The following is a 15751-nucleotide window of genomic DNA, read 5'->3' on the forward strand; positions in this document are numbered from 1 at the left end:
GGCAAAGCTGATCCTTATCATTGTACATTTGCTTCCTGTTTAGAGGTAAGGGCAATTCGCTAAATTTTATATTGAAGGGATTGAAATAATTTATAATATTTGTTGTTAAAGTATAAATGTATGGATGAATTCTTGAAAGCTGCCCTTGAAGAGGCAAAAAAAGGGTATGCCGAAGGTGGCATTCCGATCGGATCGGTACTGGTGCACCAGGGCAAAATTATCGGCAGAGGTCATAACAGACGCGTTCAGAAAGGCAGCGTGGTGCTGCACGGCGAAATGGATGCACTTGAAAATGCAGGCCGCCTGCCAGCTTCCGTTTACAAAGAATGCACCATCTATACGACACTGTCGCCATGCCCTATGTGCTCGGGAACTATACTGTTGTATGGCATCCCGAAAGTTGTGATAGGGGAGAACAAGACCTTTATGGGCGAAGAAGCGTTGCTTCAGTCGAGAGGGGTAGACGTAACCGTGGCAGATGACAAAGAGTGTTTCGAGCTGATGCAGAATTTTATTTCTGAAAAGCCGGAGCTCTGGAACGAGGATATCGGAGTATAAAGCAATTGTATGCTTTCTTTTATACTTTGCTGCTTGGCGCTCTTGTCAGAAGCCATTGCAGAAGTATAGTTTAAACTGCATAAGCCGCATTAACTCCTGACACCGATGTTGTAGGACTGATTTTAACGACATAAGTATGTCTCCAACTATAACACCGATTTCTGACTTTTACAAAATAATCCTGCTGGAGAAGTATAAGCTGCTTTATACAGAATGGCTGCGGGCAGTGAGTAGCGAAGAGTACCGGGCTGCGCTGTTAGAGGCTTACAAATGTATCCGGCTTCATCAGCTGGAGCTTTGGGTCATGGATTCGACGCGCAACAACCCTACCGTGCAGGACCAGAAATGGTCGGTAGAGAAACTGGGCAGCTTAATGGCGGGAACCCTCATAAGAAAAGTAGCGATGGTTCGGGCCGACGACCTGTTTGTAGAAGTAGTGGCAGAAGTAATGCGCGATAAGATATACAAGCTGTACGGTCAGGAAAGGCAACTGGAACACTTCAGGACGCTGGAAGAAGCGCTGCAGTATGTGCTCCCCGGTGAGGACCCCGCCAAACTGGTAATTGAATTGCAGAATGCTGAAGCCTATACCGGGTACCCTGCAGATTAAACACTAAAAGTATGCTTTAAAAACTAACGTTATTCCCTTCCCTCCGTTTAAAAGGCCTTAACAAACAAGTTTCACGAGTTGCGTTAAAACCAATTTTGTTTCTTTTTTCGTTAGCTTGCACGAACTAATGTTTTTCGCTGCGTAGCTTCTCATTCAAACACATGGATTTTCAGAAACTGTTCCTGCACATACCCGAAACCATAGTGGTACTTTCACCGGATCTTAAAGTACTTGCTGCAACTGACGAGTATCTTCGTATCACCATGCGGTCGAGAAATGAGCTGATCGGTCAGGATTTCCTGGAAGCATTCCCGGATAACCCCGACAGCAATGAGTCTAAAAATACAATGCTGCTGCGCCAGTCCCTGGAACGAGCTTTGAACACGAAAAAGGTCGACTACCTGGATGTGCTTCGCTACGATATTCCGAAGCCTGCATCAGAGGGCGGGGGCTTTGATATCCGTTTCTGGGAAGCATCGCACACACCGGTTTTAGATGAGGAAGGCAACGTAGAGTTCATCATACAGCGTACCTCCGATATAACAGATCGTGAGATAGCCAAGCGTGCTCTTTCGGAGAGCGAGCAGAAGTTCCGGTTTATGGCAGAAATAATGCCGCAGCTTATATTCACGACCAACGCTGCAGGTGAGCTTACCTACTTTAACCAGCGTTGGCACACGTATACGGGCATTCCGGTGAAAGAACTGCTCATCAACGGCTGGCAGAATGTGATACACCCGGAGGATATGGAGAAGTCCATGTCGGTATGGGAAGAGGCCTTCCGGAACAACACGGAAATGCAGCTGGAGCTACGCAAGCTCGACAAGGATGGCGAGTACCGCTGGCACCTGTGCCGCACACTGCCCATGCACGACGAGCAGGGAAATCTTCTCATGTGGGTCGGCAGCTCCACCGACATCCACGATACCCGCCAGATGGTGCAGGAACTGCTGGAGTCAAACGAGCAGATGGCACTGCTTTCGGATCAGGTACAGCTGGCCTACCGCAAGGCTGAAGTCGAGCGTAACACACTGCTGCGTCTGATCGATAGTGCCCCGGCTTTCTTCTGTATTCTTCGTGGGCCGGAACACCACTTTGAACTCATCAACAGGAATTATCAGAGGCTTTTCCCGAACCGGCAACTGCTCAATAAAACAGTGGCAGAGGCGTTACCGGAGGTAGTAGAGCAGGGCTATATAGATCTGCTTGACCGTGTCTACCAGACAGGCCAGGAGTATCAGGCACACGATGTACTTATAAAACTGGATCAGCAGGATAGTGGTGAGCTAAATGACGTCTACGTTACCTTTATTTACCAGCCCTTACTCGACGAGCAGGAGCGCATCAATGGCATCCTCGTATACGGGTATGATGTGACCGAACAGGTAAACCTGAAAAAACAACTCAGCAATTTGGGCAATACGCAGCAGGTTGGTCAGTAAAGCGATTTTACAAACCACGGGCGCTACTCCATGAAATACGCACACATCGACATACAACAGCTTCGTATTAAACATATCCTGTTTAAGTCGAAGGTGCGTTCGGTACTGTACGGTGGTACGTACGATGAAGCCTTTTTCTCGAGTGCCGGCCCTATTGCTACCTGGTTCTCTTCGGTTGGGTTCGTAAAGTTCGGCCATGCCCCTGAGGTGCTGGAAATGCATAAACTGCACCAGGAGCTGAATACAACAGCCCAGCAGCTTTTCCTGTTATACAAGAGCAACAAGATCGATCAGGCCCATGAGGGGCTGAAGACTATAGAGAAGAATTCTGAACGCTTCCTGCTCATACTTGCACGGCTCGAGGAGCAGCTGGGATTAGCTGCAGCCGAATCATCGGTCTGAGGAAGTATAAACGAGCGTAAGATGGGCTGTTTACAATAGCCCTGTAGTTGTAATTAGCTGTAGCTGTAGCTACAATGCTTGCGAAAGCGCAAGTTCTGCGGTACTGTCTGTAAGTTTTGGCAGGCGATAATGCTGCATGTTAGGGAGCATCCAGGCCAAAGCTGTTTCTTCATCCTCAAAGAGCTCCGCGATCACTCTTTTCCCGTAAATCCGGTAGGCTCTGTCCCTTACTGACTTTATCGACATCGAGGTCCCTTCATGATCCGGGCATATACTTGCCAGGTATTTCAGGTTGCTGCCAACCAGCAAAAGGCCCAGCTCTTCAGTGACCCATCGCTGCTCCTGTACATCCAATTGTGTCAGATGCTTGTTGTTATGCAGCCACAGGCAAAGGTTATGCTTTTGCAAGACTTCACACAGCAAGCTCATACCTTCCCGGTACTCATCGCTGCTAACAGACCGGAGCCATTTGCTGTAAAGAAGCTGCTTGTTTGCGTCTACTAAATACAACAGGTAATCTGGTGATTTTTTCATGCCTTAAAACTTACTACCTTAAGCTAAAAAGAAGTTTTTCCTGCACAAATTCCTTTCCAGAATAGAGAGGTTGAGTGTCAGGCAAATCGGATGATGGTACTGAAAAGGTAAGCTCGTATTAAGTTTGTTAGTAAAGCGCGCGTAAACTCTTGTGAGTAAATCTAAATGGGGTGTAAAAGTTATAAAAATAATTTGAATAAAAATGCTCTTTATAGAATATGTAAGAGATTAAACCGTAGACGATTCCAAAATATGGAAGTTTCTGAGGTGCATTTTTCAAAATCAGGAAAAGTCAGCACGAGATTGAATAACAAAAGCATATGTATACAAGGTTATATGATTGATAAACATAGCCTTGGCCATACTTGTAATACAGGTGCCTATAACCTAATCAGCCTCGTTAAAGTAAGCGTACAGCGTAGGTTACATAAGCGAATACATGTTAGACTTAGCTGAAATTTTTACCCCCCGATTTATACTTCACCTGGTGTTGCATGTAGCGGTGCCGCTCTTTGTTGCTTTTGCGTTCTATCACAGGCAGTTTAAAAAAGCATTCTTGTTACTACTGGCAGGCTTTCTTATCGATGTGGACCACCTGCTGGCTAACCCGATCGTGAATCCGGACAGATGCAGTGTTGGCTATCACTTTCTGCACAGTTACTGGCTCATCGCCCTGTACGGCCTGCTCGCCATATACCCTAAAACGCGACTGATAGGGCTGGGCCTGGTAATCCACATTGTACTGGATGGGACAGAGTGCCTGCGGGATACAGGTTACTTCGGGTAGTACAAGCAAGCTTAATGATTGTTGTTCAGGGGAAGGTTGCCGGCAACAGCTTCTGCTATCAGTACTTCCAGGTTGATATGGTTAGACGGGTGCGGAATGGTGTTGCAGGTAACAATTCTGGCTGCCCCGGCTCGTTCCAGCGCTTCGTAGGCGTCTCCGGCAAAAATACCGTGCACACCTACGCACACTGCCGGCTGCGTAAGTTTACCTTTCAGGTGTCCGATCGTTTCGATCATCGTTCTGGCGGTAGAGATGATGTCATCCAGTAGTACAGGTGTGTGCTCCTGGTAGGCTGCCAGGTCCGGCACCTTTACCTGCACCTGCTTGTCGCCTAGCCTTGTTTTGCTGAGTACAACATAGGGCGCTTCCGCCAGTGCTGCCACCACCGATACCCACTGGCTGCTTTCCTCATCCGGGCCAATTAACAAAGGCTTTTTTACATGCTTGCTTATCCAGGAGGCAAGGGCAGGCGCGGCATGCAACACATAAACAGGTATAGCATACAGCTCGCTCATACTATGAACCCGATGCAGGTGCGGATCAATGGTGATCATGCTGTCGGCAAAAGAGGAAAGGAGCGAGGCAAAGTACCGGTTCGTGATTCCTTCCCCCGGCTGAAAGCGGATGTCCTGGCGCATGTAAGCCAGGTATGGCGCGATCAGGCAGATAGTGGCTGCGCCAAGTTCCTTTGCTGTTTTTGCCAGGAAGTAGAGGGGCAGCAGCTTGCAATCCGGCTGGTGAAGGCTGCATACCAGCAGCAGGTTTCTGTCTTTCACATCGGTTTTCAGTCTGACGTAAGTCTCGCTATCCGGAAACTGGCGTACAATAACCTCACCCATGTCGGCCTGCAGCAAACCGGCAAGCGAGGTGGCAAGCGCTTCATTTCCGGGGAGGGCAAAAAGCAGGTAGTTCATGCCGGGTCTAGTTGTATCAGGTTGTTGTCGGTTTTAAGAAAATCAATGCTATAGGCAAGCTCTCCCCTGGACTCGGAATGGATGGTGAAAAGCGTCTGCCCTTTCCGGACGTGTGTACCCAGGGGTGCTACGAAATGGATGCCTGCCGCAGGTGATTTGGGTGCACCTGCCAGCTTGGCTAATTTAGCCAGTTTGCGGTTATTTACCCTGCTGACCACACCATCTTTGGTGGCTACGACCGGATGCCGGTACAAGGCTTCGGTGGGTTCGCGAAAGCCCCCCTGTGCCTGGCAGATCCGGTAAAACTTATCCAGCGCAGCACCGCTTTCGAGCAGCTGCCTTGCCTTTTCCTCACCAGCTCCTCTGGGTACCTTCCCAACCGATTCCAGTAAGAGGGCAGCCAGCTTCAGGGAGCGGTTTTTAAGATCACTTGGCGCATCCGGCTGGTTACGCAACACAGCCAGCACATCGCGTGCTTCCAGGGCAGGACCTATGCCTCTGCCAACCGGCTGTGCCCCGTCGCTTACCAACACCTCTATCGAAAGCCCGATGACGTTGCCTACTGCCTTGAAATAATATTCCAGCTTAAGCGCATCTTCTGTTGTCCTTACCTTTGCTGTTTCCCCAACGGGTATATCGATCACGACATGGGTAGAGCCGGCTGCTGCTTTCTTGGAGAGCACGGAAGCGATCATCTGGCCCGAGCTGTCCACATCCAGTGCTTTTTCAACAGAGATGATGATGTCGTCAGCAGGGCTCAGGTGCACGGCGCCTCCCCAGGCCATGCAACCGCCCTCTTTCTGGACAACATCCCGTATCCGGCTGATGCTGAGGTTAACGGGCGTCAGTACCTCGATGGTGTCGGCGGTACCAGCGGGCGAAGTGATGGCTCTGGACGATACTTTAGGTATGATCAGGCCGGCTGCCGCTGCAATGGGAACCACAATAGGAGTGGTGCGGTTGCCCGGCAGCCCACCTACCGAGTGTTTGTCTGCAATAACAGGTGCTTTCCATTTCAGGCGGGTGCCTGTAGCGATCATGGCTTTGGTCAGGTAGATGATCTCATCCAGGCTCAGGTTATCGCCGGTGCAGGCCGTAATAAAAGCAGCCATCTCAATCTTAGAGTAATAGCCGTGCGTAATGTCGGAGATAATATGGCGAAAGGCCTGCTCCGTTAGCTTTTTACCAAACATCTTGGCCCGAACATCGCTGAAGGAGGCAATTGGCTTCAGGTGTGTTATCCAGACCAGGCTTCCTTCCCGTGCCTGCAACAGGTTGAAGGCCGCATCCGACAGAGCTGCCTCGCCCTCCAGCAGCAGGTTGGAAGTAACCAGGTTGAGTGTTGCTACCATCGTGTGGTTAAGGTGGTGGACCAGCACACGGGTATTAGCAGTAAAACCCTCCGACCTGCTTACCTGGCTGTCGGCCCGCATAAAGATGATGTTTTCCAGGTTGGTGTCGATGCCCAGCCTCCGGAGCTTCAGGATGTTGCCCTTATGTACAGCCATACTTTATGTGTCTGGTTCAGGAATGCACGATATTCTGATTTTACCTGCTTTATACTTTAAAGTTGTTGTGCCCTGCTGTAGTTGCCGTGGATTTATACTTTAGGTGCCTACAGCTCATTTGGCATGCTGGTTAAAACAGCTCCCCAGATAAAGTATAATTTACTGCTAAAGTTTACTCACTGCGTTAAAACAAAAGATCACTGCCCATACAGGCAGTGATCTTTTGTTTTATTTGTTCAACTCTTCAAGGAATCGATGTAGGAGCGAAAGCGTTACTTCTGATTCTGCTGCTGCCATGCTTTCAGTTCCTTGATCTCCTTGGTTTGTTCATCAATGGTCTTTTGCGCCATTTGCTTCATTTCTGGTGTTTTGGCCTGCTTCAGGAAGGTTCTCGCCATTTCGTTGCCCATCTCATGGTGGTGTATCATCATCTGGGCAAAGTTCTGGTCGGTGGTCATGCTGCTCATGTTCCCCATGTTTTTGTGCATATCGTCCATCATTTTGCCCATCGGCTGCATCATCCTGTTGGTAGTAGCGGTATCGCCTTTGGTAGGTTTGTGTTTGCTCGTGAAGTCCTGTAGTTTTTTGATATCAGCCTGATTGGTTTCTTTTGTTTTCTGAGCCATCTGCTTCATCTTGCTGTCTGTGCCATTGGCTATTTCGTCTTCTGCCATCCGTATGGCTCCCTGATGGTGATGGATCATCATCTGGGCAAAATCATAATCTGGATCTCCGGTCATCTGGGTTCGCATGCCACGCATTTCTTCCATGTTCTTGTGCATGTGCGCCATCATGCCGCCTCCGGCACTGGTTGTATCCATACCTGTGGCTGCAGTTGTATCAGTAGTTGTCGTTTCTTCGGTAGCAGTGGTGGTTTCTTCTTCTTTAGCACCCTGGTTGCAGGCCATAAATGACAGAGCCATAAGGCAGGAGAAGAAAGCCAGGCCTTTTTTAAGATTAAGATTTTTCATAGTTGTGGATTTTAGATTGTCTGATATACAGTTTAATGTATAAATATAGCTGATTACCAGCTATATCCGGATTTTTGATTATACGACCTGGCTTTAGACACGTTGCTGACCTTATTTTATCTCTCTTCGCAGCAGTTGTGCATTGATGGCAACAATCACGGTGCTCAAGCTCATGAGTGCAGCGCCTACTGCGGGCGAGATCATAATGCCCTGGTTGTAGAGCACGCCTGCCGCCAGAGGCAGCGCGATCACGTTGTAGCCGGTGGCCCAGATCAGGTTCTGGATCATTTTTCGGTACGTAGCCTTGCCAAAAAGTATAAGCGAGGCGATGTCCTGCGGATTGCTGTTGACTAGTATGATATCTGCAGTTTCGGCGGCTACATCGGTACCAGAGCCTACGGCTATACCTACATCGGCCTGGGCCAGGGCAGGAGCGTCGTTTACACCGTCGCCGGTCATGGCTACAAATTCACCTTTTGCCTGCAGCTCTTTTACCTTGTCCTGCTTCTGGTGCGGCAGTACGTTGGCCAGGTAGCCCTCCATCTTCAGTTTGTCGCTCACGCTTCTGGCCACGCGCTCGTTATCACCGGTGAGCAGCAGGTTCTTGATGCCGTTTTCTTTCAGCACCTGTATGGCTCCGGCAGACTCGGGGCGTATCTGGTCGCGCATGGTGATGTAGCCAACCGGCTGTTTGTCCACCAGCACGTACACGACCGTTTCCACACCCTCCTCGGCTTCACTTTTAGGTACCTGTATGTTGAACTCCTGGATGTAATTAGGACCTACCACCTTCACGTCACGTCCCTCTACTATACCTTCCAAACCTTTGCCCGGAAGGTAGTTAAATGACTGAGAAGGAGGCACTGTTATACCTTCTGCCTTCACCTTGCGAAGTATACCCTGTGAAATAAAATGTTCGGAGTTCTGCTCCACGCCAGCTGCCAGGCGCAGCATTTCCCGCTGGTCTATGGTATTATCAAAAGTCACAACGGAAGCTATTTCGTGAGAGCCCTGGGTGAGGGTGCCGGTCTTATCGAAGATAATGGTGGTGATCTTGCGGGAGTTTTCGAAGGCGGTACGGTTGCGGATGAGCAGGCCGTTATTAGCAGAAACGGCTGTTGAAATAGCTACTACCAGCGGCACTGCCAGCCCCAGCGCATGCGGGCAGGAGATTACCATCACGGTAACCATCCGCTCCAGGGCAAAAGCAAAGTCCTGTCCAAGTATAAGCCATACCGCCAGTGTACCAAAACCGGCAATGAGCGCAATATAGGTGAGCCATTTGGCAGCGCGGTCGGCCAGGCGCTGGGTCTCTGATTTGGTTTTCTGTGCTTCCTGCACCAGGTTGATCACTTTATTAAGGTAGCTCTCTTTGCCGGTATGCTCTACCAGCACCCGCAGGGCACCATTGCCGTTAATCGATCCGCCAATCACTTTGTCGCCTCTGGTCTTTTTTACCGGTTTGCTCTCGCCGGTCAGCATGCTTTCGTTCAGGTGGCTTTCCCCGTCTTCTACGGCGCCGTCGGCGGGTACTTTTTCACCGGGTTTCACAAGTATAAGATCACCTTTTTGCAGGTCTTCTATGCGCACTTTTATAGTTTCTCCATTCCGGATCAGCATGGCCTCGGCAGGCATCATACTTACCAGCAGTTCCAGCGCTTTGGAGGCGCCCAGCACCGAGCGCATTTCGATCCAGTGCCCCAGCAGCATGATCACGATCAGTGTGGCCAGTTCCCAGAAGAAGTCCATGCCCTTCAAACCAAACACAACGGCGGAGCTGTACAGGTACGCTACCGTAATGGCCACCCCGATCAGCGTCATCATACCCGGCGAACCTTTCTTTACTTCCTCTATCAAACCTGTTAAAAATGGCCAGCCGCCATAAAAGTAGATGATGGAAGAAAGTATAAAAGCAATGTACATGGCATAAGGCACGTCCAGCGAAAAGCCCAGGATGTGCTGCACCATCGGGCTCAGGATGACGACAGGTATAGCCAGCACCAGCGACACCCAGAATCGCTTCTTAAAATCTTCGATCATCATGCGGTGGTGGTCGTGGCCGTGCTCACCGTGTGGCGGGTGACCCGTGGTGTCCTGGTGCATGGCATGCTCGTGGCCGTGCAGTGTTTTTTCCTGTAGGCGTTCTTCAACTTTATTTACTTCCTGTTTTGCCTGGCCGTGGGGGGAATGGTGCTCGTGATGTTCGTGTGAATGCTTCATGTAGGTAAAGTATGTTGCCGGACAAACGTATTGAACAATGGTAAAACTGGAAATGATGTTCGACATGTTTGGCCACGATGATTGATTGTAGTTTTGCTTCAATTGCTGCTTTTGGTAACTGCTTCGGCTGCTGGATGTGCTTTTACGTCTTGAATTGCCTGCCGGGCTGGTTTGCCATACTTGCGGTACCGGAGTGGCGTTACTCCGGTTACCTCCTTAAACTGCGCCGATAAGTGCTGTACACTTTTATACCCCAGTTTGCTGGCAATCTCGCTTACGTTCAGTTCCTGGTATTCCAGCAGTTCTTTGGCCCGCTCAACTTTTTGCAGCACCATGTAGTGGCTCAGCGACATTTCCTCCAGGTCTTTGAAAGTAGAGCTAATCGTGGCATAGTCTTTTTTCAACTCTTCAGACAGGTACAGCGAGACAGGAGTATTAAGCTGAGAGAGTTTGTCCTGGTAAATGAGGTCTAAAATGGCAAGCTTTGTCTGCTCTACCAGCTCACTCTGGCTGTCCAGGATCAGTTCAAAATCATACCGGCCAAGAGCGGCCTGGATGGTATGATAGCTTATATCTTTTGGTACGCATACAGTTACTCTTCCTAATTCAATAGCCAGCACCTGCATGCCGATTTTCTGCAGCTCATTGCGCACCACTACAATGCAGCGCAGGCATACCATGTTTTTAATATGTAATACCTGCAGGTGTTCACATTCCTTTATTTCCATAATGGTCCTATTCTTTAGATGATCATTGATAGGGCTTTTAAGTGTCCCGGTACAGTACTATTCTTGTACGGGTACAAAAGGGCTCAAGTATAAGAACAAGCTATAAACTAGTGCAACGATGGTGCTTATAATGAGCATCTTCGGGAAAAGAATTTATACTTTGCAGAACCTGTGAATGAACAGGAGAGAAAGAAAATTTATAAAAAAGAACAGGAAATCTGTAAAACCGGGCTTACCTGTGCAGGGTATAAAAAGAGCACTTGTAACCAAACATTTACAACTATGAACACTACGATGAATAGACAACTGATCTCAGTACTGGCAGAATGTGCTGCAGCCTGTAACTACTGTGCCGTTTCCTGCCTGAAAGAAGACGATGTGAAAATGATGGAGCGCTGCATTCGCCTCGACCTGGACTGCGCTGCGATCTGTAAAATGGCCCTGGATTATGTGTCACGCGACTCAACCATGTCAAGAGAGGTATTAGATCTATGCGCCAGGGTGTGCCGTGCGTGTGGTGAAGAATGTGCCAAGCACAAGCACGACCATTGCCAGATGTGCGCCGAAGCTTGCCGCCGCTGTGAGCAGGCTTGCCAGCAGGGCTAAGGTTATTCTGAAAACAGAACCTATAGTATAAATTGCACTACAGGAGATACCTAAAGCCTGGCTAACGTGAGACGTTAGCCAGGCTTTTATTTTGATAAAAGTTTGTAGCTTTAGCCACGAAAGGCACAACATACTTATCAGCCAAAGCATACAACATTCTAAACACCCGAAAATGAACCCAAAAATTACGAACAGCTTTTTAGCCCTTATACTTTGCGGCACCTTGTCTTACTGCAACCAGGCTGCCACGGAGCAGGAAACTCCTGCTGCAGAAGCAACACAACATACCGCACATGCTCCTGAAGCGCATACTCCTAAGGTGAGTGACGGCGCTGTAATCATCAAGGAACAGGCAGAACCGGATACGCTGAAAGGCAGCTTAAAAGCGGAAGCGCATGGCATGATCGATGACGCACACCTGACGATCAACTACCATTCGCCGGCTGTGCGTGGGAGGAACATCTGGGGAGGCCTTGTAGCTTATAACCAGGTATGGGTAACAGGCGCGCACTCCGCCACCAGCCTTACCACCGACAAAGACATAACCATAGGAGGGAAGCAGCTGCCCGCCGGCAAGTATGCGCTGTTCACCATTCCGGGAGAGAACGAGTGGACCATCATCATCAACAAAAACTGGGAGCAGCACCTGGCCGATGATTACTCTGAGAAAGAAGATGTTTTGCGCGTTACGGTAAAGCCTGAAGCAGGAGCGCAGCCGCAGGAGCGCCTTCGTTACCAGATCGTGTCAGAGGCTGACGGCAAGGGTGCCATCAACATTAGCTGGGACAAGTTGAAGGTAACCGTACCCGTTGCTGTATAGGCTTTCCTAAACAAGATATATAAATCAAAAAGCCACACCGACAGTTGTCGGTGTGGCTTTTTGATTTATGGGTGAACCTGAGTATAGGGATATGGGTATACCTGAAAGAGAAACAACGTTGCTTACTTGAAGAAGCTCTGTAAGCGAACAATCATACTTTAACAGTAAAGAAATGGAAAAGGGAAATTATAAGAAGTTTTTGTTAATGCTCGGTGTATCGTTTGTAATCATGTACGGTGTGATGTATTTGAATGCCGATAAGTTCGATCATGTTTACCTGAACCTGAACAGGCTGTACATGGCCTTGCTGATGGTAACGCCGATGGCACTTGTTATGCTAGGTTTTATGTCAGGGATGTATAAAAACAAGAAACTGAACAGTATTATTGTAGCTGTAAGTATAGCCGTTTTTGCAGGCACACTGTTCATGCTAAGGAAACAGGCCTTAGTTGATGATAAACAGTTTTTAAAATCCATGATTCCGCATCACTCCTCGGCCATTTTGGTAAGCCAGGAAGCAAATATAAAAGACCCTGAAGTGAAGAGGCTGACAGAACAGATCATATCATCTCAGGAAAAAGAAATAGCAGAAATGAAGGCAATTTTATCCAGAATGAAATAACAGTCACGCTCCATAGAACGTTGAAAGCAAAAAACCGCTCTTGATTATCAAGTGCGGTTTTTTGCTTTCAAGTATAAACAGTCGTTTGTAGCTCTAAGCTTAAATTTTCCTGAAACGGATCTTGTTTTCATCTTCCCAGACACAAAGCGTCTTGTTATCCGGCATTTCAGCGGTTTCAATATAGCTGCCTTTCCCCACCACAGTTTCCGTATCTGCATTCAGGAACTTTAGCTTCAGATCAGAACCGTTTTTCCAAGCAATTACCGGGTTTGTTTTCCCGCTGATGCGGCAGTTCCGACCTTTGCCAATCTGCATTTCCTGCTGCCCAGGCTGTGCATAGAAGATAGTACCTTCCCGTTGCCAGGCAGTGTGAATTCCATTTTTACTGTCCAGCAGAATGCCACCGCCATCCATAGGGCAGCCCTCCAGTTTCCAGGTGCCGGTTCCCAGTTTCTGTGGTTGTGAAAACTGCTGTCCGTTGTCACTAGATTTGGTCAGGTAAAAATCCCGGGAGCCATCTATCCAGTTTCTGAACATCAGGATTACCTGCTTGCCTTCCACGGCTATACTTGGCTTGCAGCATTCGCACACGGTGCTGTCAGGCGATTCGTACACCACTTTGTTTTCTGACCATGCGTTGGCACTTCCGGTAGTGGAGGCAAACACGATCTTGTTTTGCTTGTTTTTTCTTACATCCAGCCACACCGCATAAAAGTTATCTTGTTCATCGGAGGCAATGCTCATCAGGCCCTCGGCTGCAACACCAGGTACGTCATTTACACCAGCAGCCTTCACCCACTTATCTGTCTTATGGTCCAGTCTGTATGAATGGATATTGCCCTGCTTGTCAATAGCAGTTACCACTGAGTAGTTCGCAGAACTGGCGATCTGAGGCCCCATAGACATGCCCAGGTACAAGCCTTTTAGCTGCCCCACCAGCACCGGTTCTGAAAAGGTTTGCCCGTTATCTTTGGAAGTGGCGCAGTAAATCTTATCCTCCAGGCCATATACCACCCGGGTATTCCCTTTAGGATCTACAGCTAGTTGTGGCTGCCGCCCTGCCGCGAGCAGGGTATCTGTCGTTCCTGTTTCTGTAGCGGTTTCTTTTTCTGTGTTGCTACAGGAGGTATTTAAAATCAGAAGCAAAACAAACGTCAGGAGTAGTAAGGGGGCCTTCATGTCTTTCAAGTATAAAACCAAAGTATTGTGTAAGATAAAGGTTTTTCCGGAAAGTTCATGTAGCAGGAAGGTACGCTACTATCAGTCTGAAGATTACGTACAGGGCACAAACTATAGTTATTTCCTAACCAGTTGTTACCGGTCCCGTTCATTTAATGCAAAAACACTTGTAGCTATGGAAATAATCAAGTTTAAAACCAACGTAGAGAACGAAGAAGCCTTATCCAGGATAGCTCCTTTTTTGGATAAAGAAGAAAGTATAAGCCGCTGGCACATTGATACCGAAAGTAACGACAAGCTGTTGAGCGTATCCGGTACAGATCTGGATCCCCAACGGATCGAAAACGTGGTGCAGCAGGCAGGTTTTAAAGCTGAAATCATCCGGGTAATTGGCATTGGTGGCGATGGCTTGTAAAACTGATGGCATAAACCGTCAGATACCGTTTCAGTCACCTTCTTTTAATATGAGGTGCTGAACTTGTTTATGGTGTTATTGACATAAAATCTATACTTATTGTAAGATGTTGTGCGTATAAAACAATAGCACTGTTTTTATACGCTACACGGCATGATTGAAAAAATCATTTCCTGGTCCATGCACAACAGGTTCTTTGTCTGGATGGGCATACTGCTCATTTTAGCAGGAGGAGTCTATTCTGTGCAGCAAACCCCGGTCGATGCCATTCCGGACCTTTCTGAAAACCAGGTGATCGTTTACACGGAATGGATGGGGAGAAATCCCCGGATAATGGAAGACCAGGTAACCTATCCGCTTGTTGCCAACCTGCAGGGTATACCGCGCATCAAATCCGTAAGGGCAGCTTCTATGTTCGGCATGAGCTTTATTTTTGTGGTGTTTCAGGATGAGGAGGATATTTACTGGGCCCGAACGCGCGTGCTGGAGCGGCTCAACTATGCCCAGCGCTTCCTTCCGCCGGGAATAACGCCTTCGCTTGGTCCTGACGGTACCGGTTTGGGACACGTGTTCTGGTATACGTTAGAAGCACCCGGGTATAACCTGGGCGAACTCCGCGCCCTCCAGGACTGGTACATCAAATTTGCGCTGCAAAATACAGAAGGCGTAAGCGAAGTGGCTTCTTTCGGAGGCTTTCAGAAACGCTACCAGGTCAATATTGATCCGCATAAACTGGTGTACTATGGCATCCCGCTGATGGAAGTAACCAATGCCATTGCCCGCAATAACCGCGATGTGGGCGGCAGCATTTACGAGATCAACTCCAGCGGCTACCTGGTGCGGGGGCTTGGGTACATCACCGACATAAACGACATCAAAGACATTGCCGTGGGCTCCTATAAATCCGTTCCCATCACAATAAACGATGTGGCGTCGGTGCAGGTAACAGGGGACCTACGGCTTGGCATCACCGACCTGAACGGAGAAGGCGAAGTGGTCGGCGGCATCGTCATCAGCCGGTACGGGGAAAATGCCAAGGTGGTGATCGACCGCGTGAAGACAAGAATTGCGGAGATAGAGAAAGGGCTGCCGCCCGGAGTAAAGTTTAAGGTTGCTTATGACCGCAGCGATCTGATCGAGGCAGCTATTGCTACACTTAAGGAGGCGCTGTGGGAAGAAATACTGGTGGTATCGCTGGTGGTTACACTTTTTATGTTTCACCTGCGGAGTGCGGCTGTTGCGCTCATCACCATCCCTTTATCTATCCTCATCGGTTTTATGCTGATCCGCTTCTTCGACATCAGCCTGAACATTATGTCGTTGGGTGGTATTGCCCTTGCTATCGGAGACCTGGTAGACGCCGGAATTGTGATGGCAGAGAATGCCTACAAGTCGCTGACGAACGAAATGCTGCAAAACCCGGAACCGTAAAATA

General features: G+C 48.7%; 17 protein-coding genes. 10 read left to right on the forward strand and 7 right to left on the reverse strand.

All coding sequences use genetic code 11. From position 1 onward, the window contains the following. The first annotated feature begins 120 nt into the window (after positions 1-120). The 4 genes from MJ611_RS15060 to MJ611_RS15075 all read left to right on the forward strand — a co-directional run bounded on the left by MJ611_RS15060 (position 121) and on the right by MJ611_RS15075 (position 3012). Entirely contained in the window at positions 121-558 is a 438-nt protein-coding gene (locus tag MJ611_RS15060; protein WP_250430813.1) for a nucleoside deaminase, read from the forward strand. 136 nt (positions 559-694) lie between these two features. Beyond that, positions 695-1168 (forward strand): hypothetical protein, encoded by a 474-nt coding sequence (locus tag MJ611_RS15065; RefSeq protein ID WP_250430815.1) that lies wholly within the window; start codon positions 695-697, stop codon positions 1166-1168. A gap of 161 nt (positions 1169-1329) precedes the next feature. Further along, positions 1330-2610, forward strand: a complete 1281-nt coding sequence (locus tag MJ611_RS15070; RefSeq protein WP_250430816.1) for a PAS domain-containing protein — start codon at positions 1330-1332, stop codon at positions 2608-2610. Positions 2611-2640: 30 nt separating this feature from the next. Continuing rightward, complete coding sequence (locus MJ611_RS15075) at positions 2641-3012, forward strand: histidine kinase (RefSeq protein ID WP_250430818.1); 372 nt, start codon at positions 2641-2643, stop codon at positions 3010-3012. A 69-nt stretch (positions 3013-3081) separates the two neighbouring features. Here the strand turns inward: MJ611_RS15075 and MJ611_RS15080 are convergent, their stop codons facing one another. Next, a complete protein-coding gene (locus tag MJ611_RS15080) occupies positions 3082-3546 on the reverse strand; it encodes a hypothetical protein (RefSeq protein WP_250430820.1) in 465 nt (154 codons plus the stop codon). 439 nt (positions 3547-3985) lie between these two features. On the opposite strand from MJ611_RS15080, the gene MJ611_RS15085 reads away from it, so the two are divergent. After that, positions 3986-4333, forward strand: a complete 348-nt coding sequence (locus MJ611_RS15085; RefSeq protein ID WP_250430822.1) for a DUF6122 family protein — start codon at positions 3986-3988, stop codon at positions 4331-4333. Positions 4334-4344: 11 nt separating this feature from the next. On the opposite strand, the gene MJ611_RS15090 is transcribed toward MJ611_RS15085, so the two are convergent. From MJ611_RS15090 to MJ611_RS15110, 5 genes are all read right to left on the reverse strand, one after another. Continuing rightward, positions 4345-5247, reverse strand: a complete 903-nt coding sequence (locus MJ611_RS15090; protein ID WP_250430824.1) for a ribose-phosphate pyrophosphokinase — start codon at positions 5245-5247, stop codon at positions 4345-4347. Beyond that, a complete protein-coding gene (locus tag MJ611_RS15095) occupies positions 5244-6755 on the reverse strand; it encodes a thymidine phosphorylase family protein (protein ID WP_250430825.1) in 1512 nt (503 codons plus the stop codon). Before MJ611_RS15095 ends, MJ611_RS15090 begins: the two co-directional genes overlap by 4 nt. Positions 6756-7027: 272 nt before the next feature. Continuing rightward, on the reverse strand, positions 7028-7726 hold the full coding sequence (locus MJ611_RS15100) for a DUF305 domain-containing protein (RefSeq protein ID WP_250430827.1): 699 nt from the start codon (positions 7724-7726) through the stop codon (positions 7028-7030). A gap of 111 nt (positions 7727-7837) precedes the next feature. After that, positions 7838-9946 (reverse strand): copper-translocating P-type ATPase, encoded by a 2109-nt coding sequence (locus MJ611_RS15105; RefSeq protein WP_250431399.1) that lies wholly within the window; start codon positions 9944-9946, stop codon positions 7838-7840. 98 nt (positions 9947-10044) lie between these two features. Then, positions 10045-10674 (reverse strand): helix-turn-helix domain-containing protein, encoded by a 630-nt coding sequence (locus MJ611_RS15110; protein ID WP_250430829.1) that lies wholly within the window; start codon positions 10672-10674, stop codon positions 10045-10047. A 282-nt stretch (positions 10675-10956) separates the two neighbouring features. Here MJ611_RS15110 and MJ611_RS15115 point away from each other — a divergent pair, with 282 nt between their 5' ends. From MJ611_RS15115 to MJ611_RS15125, 3 genes are all read left to right on the forward strand, one after another. Further along, positions 10957-11280 carry a four-helix bundle copper-binding protein gene (locus MJ611_RS15115; RefSeq protein ID WP_250430831.1) on the forward strand — a complete coding sequence of 108 codons (324 nt, stop codon included), beginning with the start codon at positions 10957-10959 and terminating at the stop codon, positions 11278-11280. A 172-nt stretch (positions 11281-11452) separates the two neighbouring features. Beyond that, on the forward strand, positions 11453-12100 hold the full coding sequence (locus MJ611_RS15120; RefSeq protein ID WP_250430833.1) for a DUF2911 domain-containing protein: 648 nt from the start codon (positions 11453-11455) through the stop codon (positions 12098-12100). A 172-nt stretch (positions 12101-12272) separates the two neighbouring features. Further along, a complete protein-coding gene (locus tag MJ611_RS15125) occupies positions 12273-12722 on the forward strand; it encodes a DUF305 domain-containing protein (RefSeq protein ID WP_250430835.1) in 450 nt (149 codons plus the stop codon). Between the two features lie 99 nt (positions 12723-12821). Here the strand turns inward: MJ611_RS15125 and MJ611_RS15130 are convergent, their stop codons facing one another. Continuing rightward, a complete protein-coding gene (locus MJ611_RS15130) occupies positions 12822-13901 on the reverse strand; it encodes a hypothetical protein (RefSeq protein ID WP_250430836.1) in 1080 nt (359 codons plus the stop codon). Positions 13902-14076: 175 nt separating this feature from the next. On the opposite strand from MJ611_RS15130, the gene MJ611_RS15135 reads away from it, so the two are divergent. Further along, positions 14077-14316 carry a copper chaperone gene (locus MJ611_RS15135; protein WP_250430838.1) on the forward strand — a complete coding sequence of 80 codons (240 nt, stop codon included), beginning with the start codon at positions 14077-14079 and terminating at the stop codon, positions 14314-14316. A gap of 153 nt (positions 14317-14469) precedes the next feature. Beyond that, a complete protein-coding gene (locus MJ611_RS15140; RefSeq protein ID WP_250430840.1) occupies positions 14470-15747 on the forward strand; it encodes an efflux RND transporter permease subunit in 1278 nt (425 codons plus the stop codon). Positions 15748-15751 lie beyond the last annotated feature (4 nt).

This window comes from Pontibacter ruber (assembly GCF_023630205.1).
Classification (GTDB): Bacteria; Bacteroidota; Bacteroidia; order Cytophagales; family Hymenobacteraceae; genus Pontibacter; species Pontibacter ruber.

Excerpts from the sequence above, each read along its gene's own strand:
- MJ611_RS15060 (WP_250430813.1), top strand. The coding sequence starts at position 121 with ATGGATGAATTCTTGAAAGCTGCCCTTGAAGAGGCAAAAAAAGGGTAT.
- MJ611_RS15085 (WP_250430822.1), top strand. The coding sequence starts at position 3,986 with ATGTTAGACTTAGCTGAAATTTTTACCCCCCGATTTATACTTCACCTG.
- MJ611_RS15100 (WP_250430827.1), bottom strand. The coding sequence starts at position 7,726 with ATGAAAAATCTTAATCTTAAAAAAGGCCTGGCTTTCTTCTCCTGCCTT.
- MJ611_RS15135 (WP_250430838.1), top strand. The coding sequence starts at position 14,077 with ATGGAAATAATCAAGTTTAAAACCAACGTAGAGAACGAAGAAGCCTTA.
- MJ611_RS15090 (WP_250430824.1), bottom strand. The coding sequence starts at position 5,247 with ATGAACTACCTGCTTTTTGCCCTCCCCGGAAATGAAGCGCTTGCCACC.
- MJ611_RS15110 (WP_250430829.1), bottom strand. The coding sequence starts at position 10,674 with ATGGAAATAAAGGAATGTGAACACCTGCAGGTATTACATATTAAAAAC.
- MJ611_RS15120 (WP_250430833.1), top strand. The coding sequence starts at position 11,453 with ATGAACCCAAAAATTACGAACAGCTTTTTAGCCCTTATACTTTGCGGC.
- MJ611_RS15130 (WP_250430836.1), bottom strand. The coding sequence starts at position 13,901 with ATGAAGGCCCCCTTACTACTCCTGACGTTTGTTTTGCTTCTGATTTTA.
- MJ611_RS15140 (WP_250430840.1), top strand. The coding sequence starts at position 14,470 with ATGATTGAAAAAATCATTTCCTGGTCCATGCACAACAGGTTCTTTGTC.
- MJ611_RS15075 (WP_250430818.1), top strand. The coding sequence starts at position 2,641 with ATGAAATACGCACACATCGACATACAACAGCTTCGTATTAAACATATC.
- MJ611_RS15105 (WP_250431399.1), bottom strand. The coding sequence starts at position 9,946 with ATGAAGCATTCACACGAACATCACGAGCACCATTCCCCCCACGGCCAG.
- MJ611_RS15125 (WP_250430835.1), top strand. The coding sequence starts at position 12,273 with ATGGAAAAGGGAAATTATAAGAAGTTTTTGTTAATGCTCGGTGTATCG.
- MJ611_RS15065 (WP_250430815.1), top strand. The coding sequence starts at position 695 with ATGTCTCCAACTATAACACCGATTTCTGACTTTTACAAAATAATCCTG.
- MJ611_RS15070 (WP_250430816.1), top strand. The coding sequence starts at position 1,330 with ATGGATTTTCAGAAACTGTTCCTGCACATACCCGAAACCATAGTGGTA.
- MJ611_RS15115 (WP_250430831.1), top strand. The coding sequence starts at position 10,957 with ATGAACACTACGATGAATAGACAACTGATCTCAGTACTGGCAGAATGT.
- MJ611_RS15095 (WP_250430825.1), bottom strand. The coding sequence starts at position 6,755 with ATGGCTGTACATAAGGGCAACATCCTGAAGCTCCGGAGGCTGGGCATC.
- MJ611_RS15080 (WP_250430820.1), bottom strand. The coding sequence starts at position 3,546 with ATGAAAAAATCACCAGATTACCTGTTGTATTTAGTAGACGCAAACAAG.